26 protein-coding genes are annotated in these 22,308 nt (G+C 62.6%); 16 read left to right on the top strand and 10 right to left on the bottom strand.

Annotated features, from left to right (window positions below):
* Nucleotide 1 precedes the first annotated feature (1 nt).
* Complete coding sequence (locus tag C4Q26_RS10205; RefSeq protein ID WP_023378216.1) at nucleotides 2-700, top strand: SPOR domain-containing protein; 699 nt, start codon at nucleotides 2-4, stop codon at nucleotides 698-700.
* 41 nt (nucleotides 701-741) lie between these two features.
* Here the strand turns inward: C4Q26_RS10205 and C4Q26_RS10210 are convergent, their stop codons facing one another.
* A complete protein-coding gene (locus tag C4Q26_RS10210) occupies nucleotides 742-1,161 on the bottom strand; it encodes a TM2 domain-containing protein (protein ID WP_023378215.1) in 420 nt (139 codons plus the stop codon).
* A 168-nt stretch (nucleotides 1,162-1,329) separates the two neighbouring features.
* On the opposite strand from C4Q26_RS10210, the gene C4Q26_RS10215 reads away from it, so the two are divergent.
* Entirely contained in the window at nucleotides 1,330-1,956 is a 627-nt protein-coding gene (locus tag C4Q26_RS10215) for a C40 family peptidase (RefSeq protein WP_023378214.1), read from the top strand.
* 75 nt (nucleotides 1,957-2,031) lie between these two features.
* On the opposite strand, the gene C4Q26_RS10220 is transcribed toward C4Q26_RS10215, so the two are convergent.
* Nucleotides 2,032-3,030, bottom strand: a complete 999-nt coding sequence (locus C4Q26_RS10220; protein ID WP_104883049.1) for a type IV pilus twitching motility protein PilT — start codon at nucleotides 3,028-3,030, stop codon at nucleotides 2,032-2,034.
* Nucleotides 3,031-3,095: 65 nt separating this feature from the next.
* On the opposite strand from C4Q26_RS10220, the gene C4Q26_RS10225 reads away from it, so the two are divergent.
* The 9 genes from C4Q26_RS10225 (at nucleotide 3,096) to C4Q26_RS10265 (ending at nucleotide 9,666) form a co-directional block, all read left to right on the top strand.
* Nucleotides 3,096-3,782 carry a YggS family pyridoxal phosphate-dependent enzyme gene (locus tag C4Q26_RS10225; RefSeq protein WP_023378212.1) on the top strand — a complete coding sequence of 229 codons (687 nt, stop codon included), beginning with the start codon at nucleotides 3,096-3,098 and terminating at the stop codon, nucleotides 3,780-3,782.
* 38 nt (nucleotides 3,783-3,820) lie between these two features.
* A complete protein-coding gene (gene proC / locus C4Q26_RS10230) occupies nucleotides 3,821-4,639 on the top strand; it encodes a pyrroline-5-carboxylate reductase (RefSeq protein WP_023378211.1) in 819 nt (272 codons plus the stop codon).
* A gap of 10 nt (nucleotides 4,640-4,649) precedes the next feature.
* Nucleotides 4,650-5,240, top strand: coding sequence for a YggT family protein (locus C4Q26_RS10235; RefSeq protein ID WP_023378210.1), 591 nt, complete (start codon nucleotides 4,650-4,652; stop codon nucleotides 5,238-5,240).
* 89 nt (nucleotides 5,241-5,329) lie between these two features.
* A complete protein-coding gene (locus C4Q26_RS10240; protein WP_027907907.1) occupies nucleotides 5,330-6,469 on the top strand; it encodes a homoserine O-acetyltransferase in 1,140 nt (379 codons plus the stop codon).
* A gap of 7 nt (nucleotides 6,470-6,476) precedes the next feature.
* Nucleotides 6,477-7,097, top strand: coding sequence for a methionine biosynthesis protein MetW (gene metW / locus C4Q26_RS10245; RefSeq protein WP_023378208.1), 621 nt, complete (start codon nucleotides 6,477-6,479; stop codon nucleotides 7,095-7,097).
* Nucleotides 7,098-7,118: 21 nt separating this feature from the next.
* A complete protein-coding gene (locus tag C4Q26_RS10250; protein WP_023378207.1) occupies nucleotides 7,119-7,553 on the top strand; it encodes a DUF4426 domain-containing protein in 435 nt (144 codons plus the stop codon).
* Nucleotides 7,550-8,146 carry an RdgB/HAM1 family non-canonical purine NTP pyrophosphatase gene (gene rdgB, locus C4Q26_RS10255; RefSeq protein ID WP_023378205.1) on the top strand — a complete coding sequence of 199 codons (597 nt, stop codon included), beginning with the start codon at nucleotides 7,550-7,552 and terminating at the stop codon, nucleotides 8,144-8,146. Before C4Q26_RS10250 ends, rdgB begins: the two co-directional genes overlap by 4 nt.
* Entirely contained in the window at nucleotides 8,143-9,330 is a 1,188-nt protein-coding gene (hemW, locus tag C4Q26_RS10260) for a radical SAM family heme chaperone HemW (protein WP_104882287.1), read from the top strand. The genes rdgB and hemW overlap by 4 nt, the downstream gene beginning before the upstream one ends.
* Before the next feature lie 9 nt (nucleotides 9,331-9,339).
* Nucleotides 9,340-9,666 carry a DUF3392 family protein gene (locus C4Q26_RS10265; protein WP_023378203.1) on the top strand — a complete coding sequence of 109 codons (327 nt, stop codon included), beginning with the start codon at nucleotides 9,340-9,342 and terminating at the stop codon, nucleotides 9,664-9,666.
* 214 nt (nucleotides 9,667-9,880) lie between these two features.
* On the opposite strand, the gene trmB is transcribed toward C4Q26_RS10265, so the two are convergent.
* The 4 genes from trmB to C4Q26_RS10285 all read right to left on the bottom strand — a co-directional run bounded on the left by trmB (nucleotide 9,881) and on the right by C4Q26_RS10285 (nucleotide 12,137).
* Complete coding sequence (gene trmB, locus C4Q26_RS10270) at nucleotides 9,881-10,603, bottom strand: tRNA (guanosine(46)-N7)-methyltransferase TrmB (RefSeq protein WP_027907904.1); 723 nt, start codon at nucleotides 10,601-10,603, stop codon at nucleotides 9,881-9,883.
* 9 nt (nucleotides 10,604-10,612) lie between these two features.
* The gene (locus C4Q26_RS10275) at nucleotides 10,613-11,407 is read right to left on the bottom strand and encodes a thiazole synthase (protein WP_023378201.1); all 795 of its coding nucleotides are present in this window, start codon (nucleotides 11,405-11,407) and stop codon (nucleotides 10,613-10,615) included.
* A 54-nt stretch (nucleotides 11,408-11,461) separates the two neighbouring features.
* Nucleotides 11,462-11,662 carry a sulfur carrier protein ThiS gene (gene thiS / locus C4Q26_RS10280; RefSeq protein WP_023378200.1) on the bottom strand — a complete coding sequence of 67 codons (201 nt, stop codon included), beginning with the start codon at nucleotides 11,660-11,662 and terminating at the stop codon, nucleotides 11,462-11,464.
* Between the two features lie 103 nt (nucleotides 11,663-11,765).
* A complete protein-coding gene (locus C4Q26_RS10285) occupies nucleotides 11,766-12,137 on the bottom strand; it encodes a DUF423 domain-containing protein (RefSeq protein ID WP_023378199.1) in 372 nt (123 codons plus the stop codon).
* Nucleotides 12,138-12,201: 64 nt separating this feature from the next.
* On the opposite strand from C4Q26_RS10285, the gene mtgA reads away from it, so the two are divergent.
* Complete coding sequence (mtgA, locus tag C4Q26_RS10290) at nucleotides 12,202-12,912, top strand: monofunctional biosynthetic peptidoglycan transglycosylase (protein ID WP_027907902.1); 711 nt, start codon at nucleotides 12,202-12,204, stop codon at nucleotides 12,910-12,912.
* 80 nt (nucleotides 12,913-12,992) lie between these two features.
* Here mtgA and rpoH read toward each other — a convergent pair whose 3' ends face one another.
* From rpoH to ftsY, 4 genes are all read right to left on the bottom strand, one after another.
* The gene (gene rpoH, locus C4Q26_RS10295) at nucleotides 12,993-13,847 is read right to left on the bottom strand and encodes an RNA polymerase sigma factor RpoH (RefSeq protein ID WP_023378197.1); all 855 of its coding nucleotides are present in this window, start codon (nucleotides 13,845-13,847) and stop codon (nucleotides 12,993-12,995) included.
* A 111-nt stretch (nucleotides 13,848-13,958) separates the two neighbouring features.
* Complete coding sequence (gene ftsX, locus C4Q26_RS10300; protein ID WP_023378196.1) at nucleotides 13,959-14,987, bottom strand: permease-like cell division protein FtsX; 1,029 nt, start codon at nucleotides 14,985-14,987, stop codon at nucleotides 13,959-13,961.
* Nucleotides 14,984-15,655 (bottom strand): cell division ATP-binding protein FtsE, encoded by a 672-nt coding sequence (ftsE, locus tag C4Q26_RS10305; protein ID WP_023378195.1) that lies wholly within the window; start codon nucleotides 15,653-15,655, stop codon nucleotides 14,984-14,986. The genes ftsX and ftsE overlap by 4 nt, the downstream gene beginning before the upstream one ends.
* Entirely contained in the window at nucleotides 15,652-17,190 is a 1,539-nt protein-coding gene (ftsY, locus tag C4Q26_RS10310) for a signal recognition particle-docking protein FtsY (RefSeq protein WP_104883050.1), read from the bottom strand. Before ftsY ends, ftsE begins: the two co-directional genes overlap by 4 nt.
* 231 nt (nucleotides 17,191-17,421) lie before the next feature.
* On the opposite strand from ftsY, the gene C4Q26_RS10320 reads away from it, so the two are divergent.
* From C4Q26_RS10320 to C4Q26_RS10335, 4 genes are all read left to right on the top strand, one after another.
* Nucleotides 17,422-18,777 (top strand): pitrilysin family protein, encoded by a 1,356-nt coding sequence (locus C4Q26_RS10320; RefSeq protein WP_023378193.1) that lies wholly within the window; start codon nucleotides 17,422-17,424, stop codon nucleotides 18,775-18,777.
* Nucleotides 18,770-20,254, top strand: a complete 1,485-nt coding sequence (locus tag C4Q26_RS10325; RefSeq protein WP_023378192.1) for a pitrilysin family protein — start codon at nucleotides 18,770-18,772, stop codon at nucleotides 20,252-20,254. Before C4Q26_RS10320 ends, C4Q26_RS10325 begins: the two co-directional genes overlap by 8 nt.
* Complete coding sequence (gene rsmD / locus C4Q26_RS10330; protein ID WP_023378191.1) at nucleotides 20,254-20,856, top strand: 16S rRNA (guanine(966)-N(2))-methyltransferase RsmD; 603 nt, start codon at nucleotides 20,254-20,256, stop codon at nucleotides 20,854-20,856. Before C4Q26_RS10325 ends, rsmD begins: the two co-directional genes overlap by 1 nt.
* 97 nt (nucleotides 20,857-20,953) lie before the next feature.
* Nucleotides 20,954-22,255 carry a pitrilysin family protein gene (locus C4Q26_RS10335; RefSeq protein ID WP_023378190.1) on the top strand — a complete coding sequence of 434 codons (1,302 nt, stop codon included), beginning with the start codon at nucleotides 20,954-20,956 and terminating at the stop codon, nucleotides 22,253-22,255.
* Nucleotides 22,256-22,308: the final 53 nt, after the last annotated feature.

A 22,308-nucleotide genomic window follows, 5' to 3' on the forward strand; every position in this document is an offset into this window, starting at 1 on the left:
GTTGGCTGCCAAGAAAAAACCTGCTCCCAAGCGCGGCGCGAGCCGTCAACAGGCGCCGACCAAGCAGCCGATCCCAGGCTGGGTATGGCTGGCGGTCGGTCTGACCGTGGGTGCCTTCATTGTCTTCCTGATGAAGCTTGAACCAGGTGGCGGCGACATCAAGCGCACCAAGCCGGAACAGCAGAAGCCAGAAAAGGTGGCAGAAGCCAGCAAGACGGCTCCGGTCACCCCACAGCAGCCAGTGAAACCGAAGTACGACTTCTACACCCTGCTGCCAGAGTCCGAGGTAATCGTGCCACCGGAGGCTGTACCGGAAAAGACACCCCCAGTACCGGCACAGCCGGTGACCCCGGTCACACCCGCTGAAGCGGCCAAGATCGACACCGCCCGCGCCCAGGCAGCCCTGATGGGGCAAACGCCGCCTCCGGCACCACCAGTGATCAAGCCTGCGGCCACCACCCAGTTCTTCCTGCAGGCAGGCTCGTTCCGCAAGCAGGCCGATGCCGACAAGGTGCGGGCGCAGATCATTCTGCTCGGCCAAGCGGTCAAGGTGGAGTCCGGCACAGTCAAGGAAGAGACCTGGTACCGCGTGCTGGTCGGGCCGTTCAGCAACCGTGAACAGCTGACCGTGGCCCAAAAGCAATTGGCAGGGGCTGGCTTCAGCAACCTGTTGCTGCAGCAGCGACAAACCCGCCAGTGAAGAAAGGCCTTGCCGCCCAACGCGACAAGGCCTTTTTTCTATCAGCGGCGCTCGGCGTTGACCTGCGAGATCTGGCTGTTCAGCGTCCAGAAGTCATACAGCACGCCCAACAGGAACAGCCCGCCGGTGAAGAAGTAGATGATCGCGCTGATCCATTTGCCCTGGTAGAGGCGATGTGCACCGAAGATCCCCAGGAACGTCAGCAAGATCCAGGCAAGGTTGTAGTCCACCCGCCCCGACTGAAACCGCAGGTCGGCCTCGCGATCCATCGACGGGATCAGGAACAGGTCAATCAGCCAGCCGATGCCCAGCAGGCCCAAGGTGAAGAACCAGATCGTCCCGGTGATCGGTTTGCCGTAGTAGAAGCGGTGCGACCCGGTGAAGCCGAAAATCCAGAGCAGATAGCCGAGTACCTTGCTGTGGGTATCGTGGAACGGCGCCCCCTGTTGATAACTGTTCATTCATAGCCCCCGTGGGTTATCCAAAAATTTTCTAACGGAAAATGTGACTTTTTCGGCGCAGGCCGACGTACGGCAGCATGACAATCGACCAACGGATCAGAACGTGGTCAAAAAGCTGTTATAAAGTTGCGCGCCAACACACACAAAACATTCATAAGAGCTTCAACTATGCCGCCTTTGTTCAAGACATGGCTGACCCTCTGCCTATTATTGCCCCTGGCCGCCCACGCCACCAATCGTGAGCAACGTCTTCCCAACGGTTTCACTGGCTACACCACCAATGCCACGGTGAAACATGCGCCGACCAAGCAGGCCAACCTGCGCGTGCGTCCCAGCAACGTCGCCAACGCTCAATACCAGCCGGTGGCAGCGATGTCGCCCAAGCAGAGCAGCAATGTGCTCAGCCGGGCAGTCAATGTCCTGGGCACCCCTTATCGCTGGGGTGGCAGCAGCCCGACCAAGGGCTTCGACTGCAGTGGGCTGGTGAAATACGCCTTCAACGATGTGGCCGACGTCGACCTGCCGCGCACCTCCAATGCGATGGCTCAGGGCCAGGGCGTGAAGGTGGCGAAGAGCGACCTCAAGCCAGGCGACCTGATTTTCTTCAACATCAAGAGCCGCCGCGTCAACCACGTGGCGATCTACCTGGGGAACGACCGCTTCATCCATGCACCGCGCCGCGGCAAGCGTGTGAGCATCGACACCCTGAGCAAACCTTACTGGCAGAAGCACTATGTAGTGGCCAAGCGGGTCTTGCCCAAGCAACAGCAGCAATTGGCGCTGGCCAAGCGCTAAACCTCAGCGTCGACAAGCCAGCACCTGCAGAACGCACAACAACCTGTAGGCGCCAGCTTGTCGGCGAATAGGCCGCTACAACGCGTCGATCAGCCCTTCTGCCCTCAACGCCTCCATCGCTCCTTCCATCGTCTTCATCCCCGCCGCCGCCCCCGACTGCATCACGGACTGCAACTGCGCCGCTCGCCCCTCTCGGATCAGGTTACGCACAGCGGGCGTCGCCACCAACACTTCCCGCGCCGCCACCCGGCCGCCACCTCTTCGTTTCACCAGCACCTGCGCTACCACCAAGCGCAGCGATTCGGCCAGCATGGCCCTGACCAACGGCTTCTCCTCGGCGGCAAACACCTCCACCAGACGGTCGATGCTGTTGATCGCCGACCGGGTATGGACGGTCGCCAGCACCAGATGCCCCGTCTCGGCAGCCCGGAGCGCCAGACGAATCGTTTCGAGATCCCTCAGTTCGCCGATCACGATGACATCCGGGTCTTGGCGCAGTGCACTGCGCAACCCCTGGGCGAAGTCACGACAGTGGCGTCCGACCTCGCGCTGGTTGACCAGGCTGCGCTGGCAACTGTGGATAACTTCGATAGGGTCTTCCAATGTGATGATGTGCAGCGAGCGCTCGCGATTGAGCTGGTCGACCAGCGCGGCCAGCGTGCTGGACTTCCCGCTACCGGTCGGCCCACCTACCAGGACAAGGCCATCGGTATGTTGGGCAAAAGCTCGAAACACTTCTGTCAGGCCTAACGCTTCGAGTGTGGCGATTCGTTGCGCAATGATCCGCATGGCCACCGCTGGCCCATTCGACTGGCGAAACAGATTCAAGCGGATACGCCCAAGCGAGGGGAGATCGAGCGCCAGGTCCAGCTCATCACCTTGCGCCCACTGGCGACACTGCGCTTCGGCCAGCAAAGGCGCCAGCCCGTCGTGCAGCGCCGTCGCCGACAACGGCGGCAGATCCAGGCGTTGCAGCTCGCCATCCAGGCGAATCAGCGGTACGTCGCCCGCGGCCAGGTGCAGGTCACTCGCCCCTGCAGCCATCGCCCGGGCCAAGAGGTCAGTCACGTCCATGAGACTCCCTAAAGACCATCAAGCAGGTAGAATGCCGCAGACCCATGAGCCGACGGCAGCGATCCATGTCCACCATAGCAGACAACCTTTCCGCCCTCGCCAACCGCATCGAAAGCGCGGCACGGGCTGCCGGGCGTGAGCCGGCCAGCGTCCAACTGCTGGCCGTGAGCAAGACCAAACCGGCCAGTGCCATCCGCGAGATCCATGCCGCCGGTGTCCGCGACGTCGGCGAAAACTACCTGCAGGAGGCCCTGGCCAAACAGGACGAACTGCGCGACCTGCCCTTGATCTGGCACTTCATCGGCCCCATTCAGTCGAACAAGACCAAAGCCATCGCCGAGCACTTCGACTGGGTACATTCCGTGGACCGCCTGAAAATCGCTCAACGCTTGTCCGAACAACGGCCTGCCGGCCTAGCGCCGCTCAACATCTGCCTGCAGGTGAACGTCAGCGGCGAGGACAGCAAGTCTGGCTGTGCTCCGGCCGACTTGCCTGCGCTGGCAAAGGCGGTGGCTGCGCTGCCCAACCTGCGCCTGCGTGGCCTGATGGCGATTCCCGAACCCACCGAAGACCGCGCAGCCCAGGAGGCGGCCTTCGCCAGCCTGCGCCGTTTGCAGGAGGGCCTGGACCTTGATTGCGACACCTTGTCCATGGGCATGAGCCACGATCTCGAAGCGGCCATCGCTCAGGGAGCGACCTGGGTGCGCATTGGCACCGCCCTGTTCGGCGCGCGCAATTACGGCCCCGCCTGATTCCATGCTTTACTCACTCTTTCCCTCAAGGACCTGACATGAGCAAGACACGTATTGCCTTCATCGGCGCCGGCAACATGGCTGCCAGCCTGATCGGCGGCCTGCGCGCCCAGGGCCTGGACGCCTCGCAGATCCGCGCCAGCGACCCAGGTGCCGAAACCCGCGCCCGCGTTCAGGCCGAGCACGGTATCGAAACCTTCGAAAAAAACGCCCAGGCCATCGACGGTGCCGATGTGATCGTCCTGGCCGTCAAGCCGCAGGTCATGAAGGCCGTTTGCGAGGCGCTGTCCCCTGACCTCAAAGCAGGCCAACTGATCGTCTCCATCGCCGCCGGCATCACCTGCGCCAGCCTGCAAGCCTGGCTCGGCCCGCGCCCGGTTGTGCGCTGCATGCCCAATACACCGGCACTGCTGCGCCAGGGTGTGAGCGGCCTGTATGCCACCCAGGAAGTCTCCGACGTGCAACGCCAGCAGGCCGAGCAACTGCTGTCCGCCGTTGGCATCGCCCTGTGGCTCGATGAAGAACAGCAACTGGATGCGGTAACCGCTGTTTCCGGCAGCGGCCCGGCCTATTTCTTCCTGCTGATTGAGGCCATGACCGCCGCTGGTGAAAAACTCGGCCTGCCGCGCGAAACCGCCTCCAAGCTGACCCTGCAAACAGCGCTGGGTGCCGCACACATGGCCGTATCCAGCGATGTCGATGCCGCCGAACTGCGCCGCCGTGTCACCTCGCCTGCCGGCACCACCGAAGCGGCCATCAAGTCGTTCCAGGCAAACGGCTTCGAAGCCATCGTGGAACAGGCGCTGGAAGCAGCGGCGAAACGTTCCGCCGAACTGGCCGAACAATTGGGCAAATAAGGAGCTTTTGATGAATGCACTGTCCGGCGCCTTGATTTTCGTGGTGCAGACCCTGGTCAGCCTGTACCTGGTGATCGTCCTGCTGCGCTTCGTGCTGCAACTGGTCAAGGCCAACTTCTACAACCCGCTGTGCCAGTTCGCGGTGCGCGCTACCCAGCCACTGCTCAAGCCGATTCGCCGCATCATCCCCAGCGTCGGTGGCCTGGATACATCCTCGCTGCTGCTGTCGGTGGTCATCCAGGCACTGCTGATGGGCTTCGTGCTGATGGTCACCTACGGGACCTTCGGCGATATCCTGCACCTGCTGATGTGGGCGATCATCGGTATCACCTCGCTGTTCCTGAAGATCTTCTGGGTGGCGATGATCGTGATGGTGATCGTTTCCTGGGTCGCACCGAACAGCCACAACCCTGCCGCCGAACTGGCCTACCAGATCAGCGAGCCGGTGCTGGCACCGTTCCGCCGTATCGTGCCGAACCTTGGCGGCATGGACATCTCGCCGATCTTCGCCTTCCTGGCCATCCAGGTGGTCCAGTCGTTCGTCATGCCTCCGCTGGCGGCCTACGCGGGCATGCCACAAGAGCTGTGGCGGATGATCTGACCCTGCGTGATACCTGGCGGCAAGCCTTCGCTTGCCGCTAGGGGTAGCGCTCTTTAGACTTACGCCTCCGTCAAGCGTGAGCAGGGTCGATGTCCACTGTCCTTCCCGAAGATTCCGTCGGTCTGGTAACACCGCAAATTGCCCGGTTCGATGAACCGTTGGCCTTGGCCTGTGGCCGCTCCCTCGCCAGCTATGAGCTGGTATTCGAGACCTATGGCACCCTGAACGCCAGCGCGAGCAATGCCGTGCTGATCTGCCATGCGTTGTCTGGCCATCACCATGCCGCAGGCTACCATGCCGTCACCGACCGCAAGCCGGGCTGGTGGGACAGTTGCATCGGCCCTGGCAAACCGATCGATACCAACCGCTTCTTCGTCGTCAGCCTGAACAACCTGGGCGGCTGTAACGGCAGCACTGGCCCCAGCAGCATCAACCCTGCCAGCGGCAAGCCTTATGGCGCCGACTTCCCGGTCCTCACGGTGGAAGACTGGGTACACAGCCAGGCGCGCCTGGCCGATCGTCTGGGCATCCGGCAGTGGGCCGCGGTCGTGGGCGGCAGCCTCGGCGGCATGCAGGCCTTGCAGTGGACCATCACCTACCCCGACCGCGTGCGCCATTGCGTCGACATCGCATCGGCCCCCAAGCTGTCGGCGCAGAACATCGCGTTCAACGAAGTCGCTCGCCAGGCCATCCTCACCGACCCCGAGTTCCACGGTGGCTCGTTCCAGGACCAGGGCGTGATCCCCAAGCGCGGCCTGATGCTGGCCCGCATGGTGGGCCACATCACCTACCTGTCCGATGACTCGATGGGTGAGAAATTCGGGCGCGAGCTCAAGAGCGACAAGCTCAACTACGACTTCCACAGCGTCGAATTCCAGGTCGAGAGTTACCTGCGTTACCAGGGTGAAGAGTTCTCCGGCCGCTTCGACGCCAACACCTACCTGCTGATGACGAAGGCGCTGGACTACTTCGACCCCGCCGCCGCCCACGGTGGCGACCTCGCGGCGACCCTGGCCCACGTCAAGGCCGACTATTGCATCATGTCGTTCACGACCGACTGGCGCTTCTCGCCGGCCCGCTCACGGGAGATCGTCGATGCCCTGATGGCCGCACGCAAGAACGTCTGCTACCTGGATATCGACTCACCCTATGGGCACGATGCCTTCCTGATCCCGACACCTCGGTACATTCAGGGCTTCTCGAACTACATGAACCGCATCGCCATCTGAGGACAGCATGAGAGCCGATCTGGAAATCATCCACGACTGGATCCCCGCCGGTAGCCGGGTACTCGACCTGGGCTGCGGTAATGGCGAGCTGCTGGCTTCGCTGCGTGATCGCAAGCAAGTCACTGGCTACGGCCTTGAGATCGACGCCGACAACATCGCCGCTTGCGTGGCCAAAGGGGTCAACGTCATCGAGCAGGACCTGGACAAAGGCCTGGGCAACTTCGCCAGCAACAGCTTCGATGTGGTCATCATGACCCAGGCCCTGCAGGCGGTGGAATACCCCGACCGCATCCTCGACGAGATGCTGCGCGTGGGCCGCCAATGCATCATCACCTTCCCCAACTTCGGCCACTGGCGCTGCCGTTGGTACCTGGCGACCAAAGGCCGCATGCCGGTATCGGACTTCATGCCATATACCTGGTACAACACGCCGAACATCCACTTCTGCACCTTCGCCGACTTCGAAGAGCTGTGCCGCGAACGCCACGCCAAGGTTCTCGACCGCCTGGCGGTCGACCATTTGCACCGCAATGGGTGGGGTGGACGGCTTTGGCCTAATCTTCTAGGTGAAATCGGCATTTATCGCGTTAGCAGCCCTGGCCTGCAGGAGCACCAGCTGGCCGTCTGACGCCCACCGGAGGAATGCACCATGCGTCGACTCGCCCTGTTCCTGATCAGCCTGTGCCTGGCCCTGCCGGTACTGGCTGCCGATGCCGCCAAACCCGATCGCAAGGAAGTATTCGGTGATGTGACGGTCCACTACAGCGCCTTTACCTCGAGCATGCTGCAACCGGAAATCGCCGCCGCCACCGGGCTTACCCGCAGCAAGAACCAAGGCGTGCTGAACATTGCCGTACTCAAGGCCAGCAAGCCAGCGACAGCCGTCGTCAGCGGCACGGTGAAAGACCTGACCGGACGTAGCAGCCCGTTGTCGTTCAAGCAAATCACCGACCGGGGTGCCGTGTACTACATCGCCCAGTTCAAGATCGAACAGGCGGAGACCCTGACATTCGATGTGAATGTCGAAACCGGTGGCGTCAGCCATAAACTCAGCTTCAACCAGGAAGTGTTCCCAGGCGAATGATGAATTTCCAGCAACTCGTATTGGCCAGCCACAACGCCGGCAAGCTCAAGGAACTCCAAGCCATGCTTGGAGCCTCCGTCCAACTTCGCTCGATTGGCGAGTTCAGCCAGGTAGAACCCGAAGAGACCGGCCTGTCGTTCGTCGAAAACGCCATTCTCAAGGCACGTAACGCAGCACGCATCTCCGGCCTGCCGGCCTTGGCCGACGACTCGGGCCTGGCTGTGGACTTTCTTGGCGGTGCACCAGGCATCTACTCGGCGCGCTACGCCGACGGCAAGGGCGACGCAGCCAACAATGCCAAGCTGCTCGAAGCCCTGAAAGACGTCCCACAGGAGCAGCGTGGCGCCCAGTTCGTCTGCGTGCTGGCTCTTGTGCGTCATGCCGACGATCCACTGCCGATCCTGTGTGAAGGCCTGTGGCACGGACAGATCCTGTTCGAGGCCAGTGGCGAACATGGGTTTGGCTACGACCCGCTGTTCTGGGTGCCGGAGCGCAACTGTTCGAGCGCCGAACTGCCTCCTGTAGAGAAGAACCAGCTTAGCCACCGCGCCCGCGCCATGGCCCTGCTGCGTCAACGTCTGGGCCTGGCATGACCGATACGCTGTCCACCCGACCGCACCTGCCGGGTGCGGCGGGTTTCGCCGTGCTACCGCCGCTGGCGCTGTACATCCATATTCCATGGTGTGTACGTAAATGCCCTTACTGCGACTTCAACTCCCACGCTGCCGGGCCTGATTTGCCGGAAGAAGCCTATGTCGACGCACTGCTGACCGATCTCGACCAGGAGTTGGTGGCGGTACAAGGCCGTCCAATCAGCTCGATCTTCTTCGGCGGCGGCACCCCAAGCCTGTTCAGCGCCAACGCCCTAGGCCGCCTTCTGCGTGGCGTCGAGCGGCGCATTCCGTTCGCGGCGGATATCGAAATCACCCTGGAGGCCAACCCAGGCACCTTCGAGCAGGAGAAGTTCAAGGCTTACCGACAGACCGGGATCAACCGCCTGTCCATCGGTGTGCAAAGCTTCCAGCCGGCCAAGCTCGAAGCACTGGGGCGTATCCACAATGGCGATGAAGCGATCCGCGCTGCCGGCATGGCACGGGCTGCAGGCTTCGACAACTTCAACATGGACCTGATGCACGGCTTGCCTGACCAGTCGCTGGAAGACGCACTGGGCGATCTGCGCCAGGCCATCGACCTGGGGCCGACGCACCTGTCGTGGTACCAGTTGACTGTCGAGCCGAACACGGTGTTCTGGAACCAGCCGCCCGAGTTACCGGAAGATGACATTCTCTGGGATATCCAGGAGGCAGGCCAGGCCCTGATGGCCAGCAATGGCTTCGCCCAGTACGAGGTGTCCGCCTATGCCCAGCCGGGCCGACCGGCCAGACACAACCTCAACTACTGGCGCTTTGGCGACTTCATCGGCATTGGTGCAGGTGCCCATGGCAAGCTGACCTTCGCCGACGGACGCATCCTGCGAACCTGGAAAACCCGGCTGCCCAAGGACTACCTGAACCTGGCCAAACCGTTCAAGGCCGGCGAGAAGCTACTGCCAGCCGACGAGTTGCCGTTCGAGTTCCTGATGAACGCCCTGCGCCTGACCCAGGGCGTTGAAGCCGAGCTGTTCACCCAGCGCACCGGCCTGCCGCTGGAACAGCTGGCCGATGCGCGTAGCGCCGCCGAACAAAAGGGCCTTTTGCAGGTCGAACCGGATCGACTGGTGGCCACGCCGCGGGGCCAGTTGTTCCTCAATGACCTGCTGCAGTATTTCTTGACCTAAGGATGACCCATGGATCTGGTACTTGATCTGCTCGCGACCGTTTCTCGCTGGAGCCGCAGCAACCTGTCGGAAATCTCCCTGGCGCTGGTAGGCTGCCTGCTGGTGCTGTTTGGCACCGATATCAAAGGCTGGGTGGAACAACGCCTGGGCGGTCTGGCTGGCGCTCTGCGTGTGCCGTTCATGGCCTTGCTGGTGATGATTGGCAGCGGCGCGGCGCTGATCTACGCCACGCCATGGGTGGTGAAAGGGCTTGGCCAGTTCAACAACTATGCGCTGGCACCGGTACTTCTGGTGGTGCTGGTATTGATTGGCGTGGTGGCTGATCGCCGGGGCTAGAACCTGCCAAAACGGTCCCCAGACACACGCTCTGCGGGAAGTTTCTGAGCGTTGACCCTAGGCTGCCTAGGATGATGTTGCCAAGTGGGCGTTTTCAGTGAGTTCCTTGAGCGAAGAATACTCAGTCCCTTCGCTTGCATAAACCGCCTCTCTCAAGGCGGTTTTTTCGCCTGTATTCCTACAAGTGCCAGCAGATGAAGGCTGAAACAGCCGATCAATCCACCTTCTCGAACTTCAAGTCCCAAACCCCGTGCCCCAAGCGCTCACCACGGCGCTCGAACTTGGTGATCGGACGTTCTGGCGGACGAGGAATGTAGGCACCATCGGTGGCCTGGTTGCGGTAACCCGGTGCAGCGCTCATCACTTCCAGCATGTACTCAGCGTACGGTTCCCAGTCGGTGGCCATGTGGAACACGCCACCCGGCTTGAGCTTGCGCCTCACCAGCTCGGCGAACTCCAGCTGCACGATGCGCCGCTTGTGATGGCGCGCCTTGTGCCACGGGTCGGGGAAGAACAGCATCAGGCGGTCGAGGCTGTTGTCGGCCACGCAACGGTTGAGCACTTCGATGGCATCGCAGTCATACACCCGCAGGTTCTTCAGGCCCTGGGTCAGCACGCCGTTGAGCAACGCGCCAACACCGGGACGGTGCACTTCGACACCGATGAAGTCCTGCTCAGGGGCAGCGGCAGCCATTTCCAGCAGGGAATGCCCCATGCCGAAGCCGATTTCGAGGGTGCGCGGGGCCGAGCGGCCGAACACCTGGTCGTAGTCCACAGGGCTGTCGGCCAGCGGCAGGATGAACAACGGGCCACCCTGGTCCAGGCCGCGTTGCTGGCCTTCGGTCATGCGCCCGGCGCGCATCACGAAACTCTTGATGCGGCGGTGGGGGCGCGCTTCGCCGTCAGCAGTGCTCGGCGTATCTTGCGATTCAGTCATCAGGGGCTCTTACTTGATCAGACCTTCCAGCGGCGAAGAGGCGCTGGCATAGAGTTTTTTCGGCATACGCCCGGCGAGGTAAGCCATCCGACCCGCGACAATGGCATGCTTCATGGCTTCAGCCATCAGTACCGGTTGCTGGGCATGGGCGATGGCCGAGTTCATCAGCACAGCTTCGCAGCCCATTTCCATGGCGATGGTGGCATCGGATGCAGTGCCTACACCGGCATCGACCAGCACGGGAACCTTGGACTCTTCCAGGATGATCTGCAGGTTGTAAGGGTTGCAGATACCCAGGCCGGTGCCGATCAGGCCAGCCAGCGGCATCACCGCGATGCAGCCGGCTTCGGCCAGCTGGCGAGCGATGATCGGGTCGTCGCTGGTGTAGACCATCACGTCGAAACCGTCCTTGACCAGCACTTCAGCGGCCTTGAGGGTTTCGATCACGTTGGGGAACAGGGTCTTCTGGTCCGCCAGCACTTCCAGCTTGACCAGGTTGTGGCCATCGAGCAGTTCGCGCGCCAGGCGGCAGGTGCGCACGGCTTCTACCGCGTCGTAGCAACCAGCGGTGTTCGGCAGGATGGTGTAGCGATCCGGTGGCAGCACGTCGAGCAGATTCGGCTCACCTGGGTTCTGGCCGAGGTTGGTGCGACGCACGGCGACGGTGACGATTTCGGCACCCGAGGCCTCGATGGCCAGGCGGGTTTCTTCCATGTCACGGTACTTGCCGGTACCGACCAGCAGGCGCGACTGGAAAGTACGTCCGGCCAGAGTGAAAGGCTTGTCGCTACGAACGTTGCTCATCGTTGTTCCTCGGGAAAAGGTTGCGGGACTTGCAGGTGAATTGCCAAACCGGGCTCAACCACCACCGATGGCGTGGACCACTTCGACCTGGTCGCCGTCATTGAGCAGCGTGGTGTCATGCTGGCTACGCGGCACGATATCCAGGTTGAGTTCCACCGCTACCCGGCGCCCAGCCAGTTCCAGGCGGGTCAGCAGGGCCGCGACGCTCTCGCCAGCGGGCAGTTCGTAAGGTTCACCGTTCAGTTGAATGCGCATGCGCACGGCCACCATTGTGCTTTGGGGGCCCGCATTCTAGCGCTGATCGACGCTTCAACCCAAGGCCGGCGGACACCATTAGTCGTGAGAGTGGACCGTTCGGTCAACCCAAACGCCAGGCTGCCAGGCCCAGGCACAGCCAACCGGCGAGAAAGCACAGACCGCCGATGGGGGTGATCATGCCCAGTTTGCCCAACCCACTCAGGGTAAGCACATACAGGCTGCCGGAAAACAACAGGATACCCACGGCGAACAGACCGCCCGCCCAACCCACCAGACGCCCTGGCAGGTGCGCCGAGAGCACGGCCACGCCAAGGATCGCCAGGGCATGCACCAATTGGTAGGTGACGCCAGTCTGGAAGACCGACAAATAGTCAGCCGTCAGGCGGCTTTTCAACCCGTGCGCGGCGAATGCGCCCAGGGCGACACCGGTAAAGCCGAAAAAGGCAGCGAGCATCAGGAAGCTGCGAAGCATGGGACGACTCCTTGTATCGGGTCTGTATAATGGCCCGTTCCACCGGTCCGGCCAAGCTATCACCATGCTGTCATCCTTCCTTCGCCGCTTCGCCCGCGCCCTGCTCTGGTTCGCCGCCGGCAGTGTCGTGCTGGTGCTGGTGTTTCGCTGGGTACCGCCGCCAGGCACGGCGTTGATGGTCGAACGCAAGGTCCAGTCCTGGTTCAATGGCGAACCCATCGACCTGCAGCGTGACTGGGAGCCATGGGATAGGATTTCCGATGAGCTCAAAGTGGCGGTCATTGCCGGCGAGGATCAGAAGTTCGCCAGCCATTGGGGCTTCGACATTCCCGCCATACAGGCAGCGCTGGCCTACAACGAGCGTGGCGGCAATATTCGCGGGGCGAGCACCCTGACGCAGCAAGTCGCCAAGAACCTGTTCCTGTGGTCCGGGCGCAGTTGGCTGCGCAAAGGGCTGGAGGCTTGGTTTACAGCGCTGATCGAATTGTTCTGGTCCAAGGAGCGAATCCTGGAGGTCTACCTGAACAGCGCCGAATGGGGCAAAGGCGTATTCGGCGCCCAGGCTGCGGCGCGCTACCACTTTGGCATCGACGCCAGCCGCTTGAGCCGCCAGCAGGCCGCGCAACTGGCCGCAGTGCTGCCCAGCCCTCTCAAATGGAGCGCCAGCCGGCCGAGCGCCTATGTGGCCAGCCGAGCCGGGTGGATTCGCCGCCAGATGAGCCAGCTGGGCGGACCCAGCTACCTGATGCAGCTGGACGCTTCCCGCAGGCCGTAAGCCGATTGGCAGGATCCGAACACACAAAAAAGCCGCTGCCCCTCCTCGGGACAGCGGCTTTTCGCTGCAAGCAGGCTTGATCAGACGGTGATCAATGCCTTGACCTTGTTCATCGCGTTCTTTTCCAGCTGGCGAATCCGCTCCGCCGACACGCTGTACTTGTCCGCCAATTCATGCAAGGTCGCTTTTTCCTCGGCCAGCCAGCGCTGGTAGAGAATGTCGCGGCTACGTTCGTCCAGGCCTTGCAGGGCTTCGTGCAGGTTGCTGGTGGAGTTGTCACTCCAGTCGGCATCCTCCAGCTGCACAGCCGGGTCGTAACGGTGGTCTTCCAGATAATGCGCAGGCGACTGGAAGGCGCTGTCATCGTCGGCTTCGGCCGCTGGATCGAACGCCATGTCCTGGCCGCTCAGGCGGCTTTCCATCTCGCGCACTTCACGCGGCTCGACACCCAGGCTCTCGGCCACACGATGAACTTCATCGTTGTTCAGCCAGGCCAGACGCTTCTTCTGGCTGCGCAGGTTGAAGAACAGCTTGCGCTGGGCCTTGGTGGTCGCCACCTTGACGATACGCCAGTTGCGCAGGATGAATTCGTGGATCTCTGCCTTGATCCAGTGCACCGCGAACGATACCAAGCGCACGCCCATTTCCGGATTGAAGCGCTTGACTGCCTTCATCAGGCCGACGTTGCCTTCCTGGATGAGGTCAGCTTGGGCCAACCCGTAACCGGCATAGCTACGGGCGATGTGTACCACGAAACGCAGGTGGGCCATCACCATTTGCCGAGCGGCCTCAAGATCCTGCTCATAGTAGAGACGCTCGGCCAGATCACGCTCCTGCTCGACAGTCAGCAGTGGAATGCTGTTGACCGTGTGCACGTAGGCTTCCAGGTTTGCACCAGGAACCAGGGCATAGGCAGGTTGCAACGATGTGGTCATTCAAGAACCTCCGACTTTCAAAACTCGCGCCTTGTGAGCGCTGCCAACATTGACCCGGAACGACGGTACAAGTTCCAAAATGAAAAAAATGTCAATGCTGGCACGAAAAAACTATCGTGGCGCCAGCTCGTTCAAATGGCGGGCCACCGCGATCCATGCACCGATATACCCCAACAGTACCGCACCAATCAAGAGCGAAAAACCATCGGACGCTGGCACACCCCCCAGCGCGAAATCACTGCCATACAGCCCGGAGAGCCCTACAACGGCCTCGTTCAGCCAATTCAGGCCGAAAGCCAGTATGCCCCAGGCCAGCAGGCCCGCACCCAGCCCGTACAGGGCGCCCATGTAGAGGAAAGGCCGGCGTACGTAGCTGTCGGTGCCGCCGACCAGCTTGATCACTTCGATCTCGACCCGACGGTTTTCAATATGTAGACGAATTGTGTTACCGATTACTAAAAGCAGCGCAGAAATCAGCATGACGGCCAGGCCAAAGACGAATCGGTCGCCGAGCTTGAGGATCGCCGCCAGACGCTCGACCCACACCAGGTCAAGCTGCGCCACCTCGACCCGAGGCAGTTCGGACAGACGTTGGCGCAGGGCCTCCAGAGCAGGCTTGTCGACTTCGGTCGGGGTCACCACCACCACGCCCGGAAGCGGGTTGTCGGGCAGCTCGCGCAGCGCCTCGCCCAGCCCGGACTGCTGCTGGAACTCCTCGAGCGCCTGCTCCCGACTGACATACTGGGCATCGGCCACCCCAGGCATGGCTTTGATATCGTCACGCAGGGCTTCCCCCGCCTTGCTGCCGGCATCCAGCTTGAGGTACAGCGAAATCTGCGCTGCACGCTGCCAGGAGCCACCCAGTTTTTCGACGTTCTTCAACAGCAGCGACAAGCCCATGGGCATGCTCAATGCCACGGCCATCACCAGGCAGGTGAAGAAGCTACCGATCGGCTGTTTGCCCAGGCGGCGCAGGCTGTCGGCCAGGCTGGCGCGGTGGCTTTCCAGCCAGGCGTGCAGCAGGGTGCGGAAATCCGGACCGTCATCGTCGTGTTCGCCGGGCTTTTTCTTCGCTGGCGCAGGGTCAGCAGCCTTGGGTGCGACCCGTTCGGACACCTTCGGTGTACGTGTAGTGCTCATTGCCCGGCCTCCCCATCGCCGATCAAACGACCGCGCTGCAGGGTCAGCATGCGGTGGCGCATGCGCGCGATCAGTGCCAGGTCATGGCTGGCGATCAAAACTGTGGTGCCCAGGCGGTTGATGTCCTCGAACACCCCCATGATTTCCGCGGCCAGACGTGGGTCGAGGTTACCGGTAGGTTCGTCGGCCAGCAGCAAGGCTGGCTGGTGGACGATGGCGCGGGCGATCCCCACGCGCTGTTGCTGACCGGTAGACAGGTCGGCTGGGAACAGCTCGCCCTTGTCAGTCAGTGACACACGCTCCAGCGCCGAGTCCACGCGCTTGGCGATCTCGGCCTTGGACAACCCGAGAATCTGCAGCGGCAATGCGATGTTGTTGAATACCGTGCGATCGAACAACAACTGGTGGTTCTGGAACACCACGCCGATCTGCCGGCGCAGGAACGGGATCTGCGAGTTGCTGATCTGGCCCAGGTCCTGGCCTGCCAGCATCAGCTTGCCGCTGGTCGGACGCTCCATGGCCAGCAGCAGGCGCAGCAAGGTGCTCTTGCCCGCGCCCGAGTGGCCCGTGACGAACAGGAACTCGCCCCGGCGCGCCCGGAAACTCAGCTCATGCAAGCCGACATGGCCATTGGGATAGCGCTTGGCAACCTGCTCGAATCGGATCATGGGTGCTCTCGCTCGGCGAACAAGGCTTTGACGAAGGGTTCAGCCTCGAAGGTGCGCAGGTCGTCGATGCCTTCACCGACACCAATGAAGCGGATCGGAATGTTGAACTGCTTGGCCAGGGCGAAAATCACCCCACCCTTGGCGGTGCCGTCCAGCTTGGTCAATGCCAGGCCGGTCAGTTCGACGCTCTGATTGAAGTACTTGGCCTGGCTGATAGCGTTCTGTCCAGTGCCGGCATCGAGTACCAGCAGCACCTCGTGTGGCGCCTCGGCGTCGAGCTTGCCAATCACCCGACGGACCTTCTTCAGCTCCTCCATCAGGTTGTCCTTGGTGTGCAAGCGGCCCGCGGTATCGGCGATCAACACATCGACGCCACGGGCCTTGGCGGCCTGCACGGCGTCGAAAATCACCGAAGCCGAATCAGCGCCGGTGTGCTGCGCGATCACCGGAATCTGGTTGCGCTCACCCCATACCTGCAGCTGCTCCACAGCGGCGGCGCGGAAGGTATCGCCGGCGGCCAACATGACCTTCTTGCCTTCGAGCTGCAGCTTCTTGGCCAACTTGCCGATGGTGGTGGTCTTGCCCGCACCGTTCACGCCGACCACGAGGATCACGTAGGGTTTGTTCTGGGCCTGGACTTTCAGCGGTTGCTCGACCGGATGCAGCAGGGCGGCCAGCTCTTCCTGCAACGACTTGTACAGTGCATCGGCGTCAGCCAGCTGCTTGCGGGCGACCTTCTGGGTAAGGTTCTGAACGATGGTCGAGGTGGCTTCGACACCCACGTCGGCGGTCAGCAGGCGGGTTTCGATCTCATCGAGCAGGTCGTCGTCGATGGCCTTCTTGCCCAGGAACAGGCTGGCCATGCCTTCGCCGATGCTGGCGCTGGTCTTCGACAGCCCCTGCTTGAGGCGAGCGAAGAAGCCTGGCTTGGACTGTTCGACGACGACCGGGGTGGGCTCGGGCTCGACAGGCGTTGGTGCTGGGGTCGCAACCGGAGCCGGGGCAGATGCAGGCACGGGAGCCGCGACCGGGGCAGCAGGCGCCAGGGTTTGCGCAGCGGGGCGCACCGGGATGGCTGGTGGCGCCTTCGGTTCGAGGTCCGGGACCAAGGCCACAGGCTCTTCGGCAACCGGCAGCACCAGGTTGCTGACCGGAGCCGCGGGCTCGTCCGGCTGCGCAGTCTCTACTGGCGCCGCTTGCAGCGGCATGGAGGCGACCGGCTCGGGCGTCGCGGCCTGCAGGGGCTGGGAAGCCACAGGCTCAGGTTGCGGAGCCTGCAGCGGTTGGGACGCTACCGGCTCGGGCACGGACGCTTCGACCACGGGCAACACCGGCTCGACCGGAGCGACCGGAGGCTGCTCGACGGCGGGCTGCGGTGCTACCGGCTCGGCGGCCTGCGGCTCCTGCGCTTGAGGCTCAGGCGTTTGTGGCTGTTCGGCGACAGGTTGCTGCGGCTTCTTGCGAAACCAGCTGAACAGGCCTTTTTTCTCGCCAGCCTCGGCCGGCGCTTTTTTGTCGTCGTTGGAACCAAACATGGAAGACGGCTATCTCAGGGTAGCGATGGGCCAGCACTTGGCGCATCGGGAATTCTCTAAACGCAGAACAGACTATTTTGAATCCGGCTGGTTCATGCGCAATGTTTTGTCGTAGGTCCTGCAGGCCAGAACGGCGACAGGCATGGTCGCCAGGCAACCGGATCAGTATCCTAGCACCTCCTGGCCTACTGACGCTAAACCCAGCGGGCCGCCGAACAGGTTAAACACCGTATGAATGCTCTAGCCCGCCGCGCCGCTGGCCTGTTGCTCGGCACGCTCTGCCTGCCCCTCGCGGCCCTGGCCGCCGATGTGCAACCCACCCACGAGTTCATCCTCGACAACGGCCTGAAAGTGGTCGTTCGCGAGGACCATCGCGCCCCGGTGGTGGTCTCGCAGATCTGGTACAAGGTTGGCTCCAGCTACGAGACACCGGGCCAGACCGGCTTGTCCCATGCCCTCGAACACATGATGTTCAAAGGCAGCGCCAAGATCGGACCCGGCGAGGCCTCGCGCATCCTGCGGGACCTCGGTGCCGAGGAAAACGCCTTCACCAGCGACGACTACACCGCCTACTACCAGGTACTTGCCCGCGATCGGCTGCCGGTGGCCATGGAGCTGGAAGCCGACCGCCTGGCCAGTCTGCGCCTGCCCGCCGACGAGTTCGCACGCGAAATCGAGGTCATCAAGGAAGAACGCCGCCTGCGCACCGACGATCAACCTAGTTCGAAGGCGTTCGAGCTGTTTCGCGCCATGGCCTATCCGGCCAGCGGCTATCACACCCCGACCATCGGCTGGATGGCCGACCTCGAACGCATGAAGGTCGAGGAGCTCCGCCATTGGTACGAATCCTGGTACGCCCCGAACAACGCCACCCTGGTAGTGGTGGGCGATGTCACCGCCGATGAGGTCAAGGGCCTGGCACAGAAGTATTTCGGCAGCATCCCCAAGCGCACCGTGCCATCGGCCAAGCTGCCGCTGGAGTTGGCCAAACCAGGCTACCGCCAGCTGACCCTGCACGTACGCACCCAACTGCCAAGCCTGATCTACGGGTTCAACGTGCCTGGATTGGCCACCGCCAAGGACCCGCGCACCGTACATGCCCTGCGCCTGATCTCGGCCCTGCTCGACGGCGGCTACAGCGCGCGCATGCCGGCACGCCTGGAGCGTGGCCAGGAATTGGTCGCCGGCGCGTCGTCCAGCTACAACGCCTTCACACGCGGCGACAGCCTGTTCCTGATCTCGGCTACTCCGAACGTGCAGAAGCAGAAAACGCTCGAAGAAGTGGAAAAAGGCATCTGGCAACTGCTCGACGAGCTCAAGACCACTCCGCCCAGCGCCGAAGAGTTGGAGCGCGTACGTGCCCAGGTCATCGCCGGTCTGGTCTACGACCGCGATTCCATCAGCAGCCAGGCCACCACCATTGGTCAACTGGAGACCGTTGGCTTGTCCTGGAAGCTGATCGACAGCGAACTGGACGAGCTCAAGCGCGTGACACCGCAAGACCTGCAGAACGCCGCACGCACTTATTTCACCCGCGAACGCCTGAGCGTTGCCCACGTACTGCCTGAGGAGTCCGCTCATGAGTGATCGCAGCGCACCACGCTACACGCTGATCGGTACGGGCATCATTGCCTTGGTAGTGGCGGTGGCCGCTGTCCTGGCGCGCCCGGCCCAGTCCGAGGCAGAGCCTCCTGCGGCGCGCCCTGCAAACACCCTGCAATCGCTGGCCGATCTGGACGGCAAGGCGCCAAGCCGGCGTCAGCTGAACATCCAGAACTGGACCACCGCCGAAGGCGCCCGCGTGCTGTTCGTCGAAGCCCGCGAGCTGCCCATGTTCGACCTGCGCGTGACCTTCGCCGCCGGCAGCAGCCAGGATGGCGACACCCCTGGCCTGGCCGCCCTGACCAACGCCATGCTCAACGAAGGCGTGGCCGGCAAGGACGTGACCGCCATCGCCGAAGGCTTCGAGGGACTGGGCGCGGACTTTGGCAATGGTTCCTACCGCGACATGGCAGTGGCCTCGCTGCGCAGCCTGAGTGCCAAGGACAAGCGTGACCCTGCACTCAAGCTGTTCGCCGAAGTGGCGGGCAAGCCGACCTTCCCCGAAGAGGCTCTCAAGCGCATCAAGAACCAGCTGCTGGCCGGTTTCGAGTACGAAAAGCAGAACCCTGGCAAGATCGCCGGCAAGGCCCTGTTCGCCAAGCTCTATGGTGACCACCCGTATGCTCACCCCAGCGACGGTACGGCACAGAGTGTGCCCGGTATCACGCTGGAACAGCTTCGCGCCTTCCATGCCAAGGCCTATACCGCCGGTAACGCGGTCATAGCCCTGGTTGGTGACCTCAGCCGCAGCGAGGCCGAAGCCATCGCCGAACAAGTGTCCTCGGCCCTGCCCAAGGGCCCCGCGCTGGCGAAACCCGCCGAGCCTGCGGAGCCCAAGGCTGGGTTGACCCATATCGACTTCCCATCCAAGCAGACTCACCTGATGCTGGCCGAACTGGGCATCGACCGTCAGGACCCGGACTGGCCAGCCCTTTCGTTGGGCAACCAGATCCTCGGCGGAGGGGCCTTCGGCACCCGGTTGATGAGCGAAGTGCGCGAGAAGCGCGGCCTGACCTACGGGGTCTACTCCGTGTTCAGCCCAATGCAGGTACGCGGCCCCTTCATGATCAACCTGCAAACCCGCGCCGAACTCAGCGAGGGCACCCTCAAGCTGGTCCAGGACATCCTTGCCGAATACCTGAAAAACGGTCCGACGCAGCAGGAACTGGATGACGCCAAGCGCGAACTGGCCGGCAGTTTCCCACTGTCCAACGCCAGCAACGCGAGCATCGTTGGCCAGTTGGGTGCTATCGGTTTCTACAACTTGCCCCTGACTTGGCTGGAGGACTTCATGCAGCAGTCCCAGGCCCTGACCGTCGAGCAGGTCAAGGCGGCCATGAACAAACACCTGTCGGCCGACAAATTGGTCATCGTCACCGCTGGCCCGAAAGTGGCGCAGAAGCCGCTGCCGGCCCCCACTGATAAACCCGCCGAGCCACCGCTCGGCGTACCGGAGCATTAATGCCAAGACCCACCCCACCCGCCCGCCCCAACCAGGGCCAAAGCAAGGGCCAGGGCTACCTGCGCATCATCGCCGGCGAGTGGCGCAGCCGGCGCCTGGCGGTACCTGAAGGCGATGGCCTGCGCCCCACCACCGACCGGGTACGTGAAACCCTGTTCAACTGGCTGGCGCCCTACATCGAAGGCGCCCGGGTGCTGGATGCCTTCACCGGCAGTGGCGCCTTGGTACTGGAAGCCTTGTCCCGTGGCGCGGAGGATGCCGTGGCACTGGACAGCAACCCGGCAGCCATCAGCAATCTGAAGAACAACCTGGAGATCCTGCGCTGCCCACGCGGGCAGATCCTGCAGACCGACGCCCTGCGCTACCTGCAAGGCCCGACCAAGCAGCAGTTCGATGTGGTGTTTCTCGACCCACCCTTCCACCAGGACCTGCTGGCAAACGCCTGCAATCTGCTGGAACAAGGTAACTGGCTGCGCGAACAGGCGTGGATCTATACCGAGAGCGAAGCTGCCCCGTCGACCCTGCAATTGCCTGCCAACTGGCGCTTGCACCGAGAGAAGAAAACCGGCCAGGTGCATTACGCCCTATGGCAGCGAGGCTGAGGCCTGTGGCCCGTCGCCATAAGTAAGTAACGCAGACGGGCCTCCCCATTCAAACAAGCTGCTCCTGTTTCGACTTTCACACAGGAGCAACTCGGTCATGGCCACTCTGACATCCACCGCTGCCACCAGCGCGCCACCGCTGCAGCATTTCGTCCTAGCCAACGGACTGGTGGTCTATCTGCGTGAGGACCACCGTGCCCCCTTGGTTAGCGCCCAGCTTTGGTACCACGTGGGTGCCAGCTACGAGCCGCCAGGTCATTCCGGGCTGTCTCACCTACTGGAACACTTGATGTTCGAAGGCAGCAGCAAGCTTGCTGGCGGCCAATACTCGAAGCTGATCAGCACGCTCGGCGGGTCACCGAACGCCGCCACCACGCACGACGCCACCTACTTTCCCGTCACCCTGCCCAGCAATCGCCTGGAAGTCGTTCTGGAGGCCATGGCGGACTCCATGGCCAGCGCCACGCTCGAACCAGCGGCCTTCGACCGCGAGCTCGAAGTGGTCAAGGCGGAGCGCCGCACCCGAGTGGACAACAGCCCCCTCGCTCAGGCTCTGGAGCAAGCCGACACACTGGCGCTGCAGGGCGGTCCTTACGCCACGCCCATCATCGGCCGCGCCCCGGATTTGGCCGACATGACCGCTGATGCTGTCCGAACCTGGTACCAGAGCTGGTATCACCCAAACAACGCAACGCTGGTGGTCGTCGGCGACACGACATCGGATCGGTTACGCGGGTGGGTCGAGCACTATTTCGGTGCAATTCCCGCCAACCGCCTGCCCAGCAAGGCACGACCGAAGCCAGCCACCGCATCCGTTCATCGCACACAGACCATCACCCTGCCTCGCCTGCGTGAAGGTCTGATCATGGCGTTCAATGTGCCGAGCCAGTCGACCGCCGCTTCCGACCTCGAAGCCTTGGCCCTGCGGCTGATTCCCGAACTGCTCACCGAGGGCAGAGGCGCGCGCCTTGTTCAACGTCTGATGCGCGAACGCGACATTCTGCATGCGAAGGGCTCGCAGTACTTGCATGTGCTGCGAGGTGACAGCCTGCTCACGTTCTACTTCTTCAACAATCCGCAACAGGCCTCGCCGGAACAGGCGATGGAGCACGTCTGGGCGCAGATCGAGCTGCTCAGGCAAACACCCGCGACGGCACGGGAGATCTCGAGGGCAAAGGCAAGGCTGCTGGCGAACACCGTCTTCGGCCGTGACGACATCGGCGAGCAAGCCGGTGCGATTGGCCAGATGGCCGCCAGCGGCCTCGATCCGCATTCGCTCGACCGGGAGGCCGAGATTCTGCAAAGCGTCACTGCGGAAGACGTACGAGCTGTGGCCCATCGCTACCTGAGCCATGAACGGCTGACCGTTACTTACATGAAAGAGGAAGAACGCCCATGAACGACTCGAATGCAACTGCGCTGCAATCGGTGCAAGGGCGGGATTTCAGCCAT

Origin of the sequence: Pseudomonas sp. SWI44, from assembly GCF_002947915.1 — a bacterium.
Classification (GTDB): Bacteria; Pseudomonadota; Gammaproteobacteria; order Pseudomonadales; family Pseudomonadaceae; genus Aquipseudomonas; species Aquipseudomonas taiwanensis.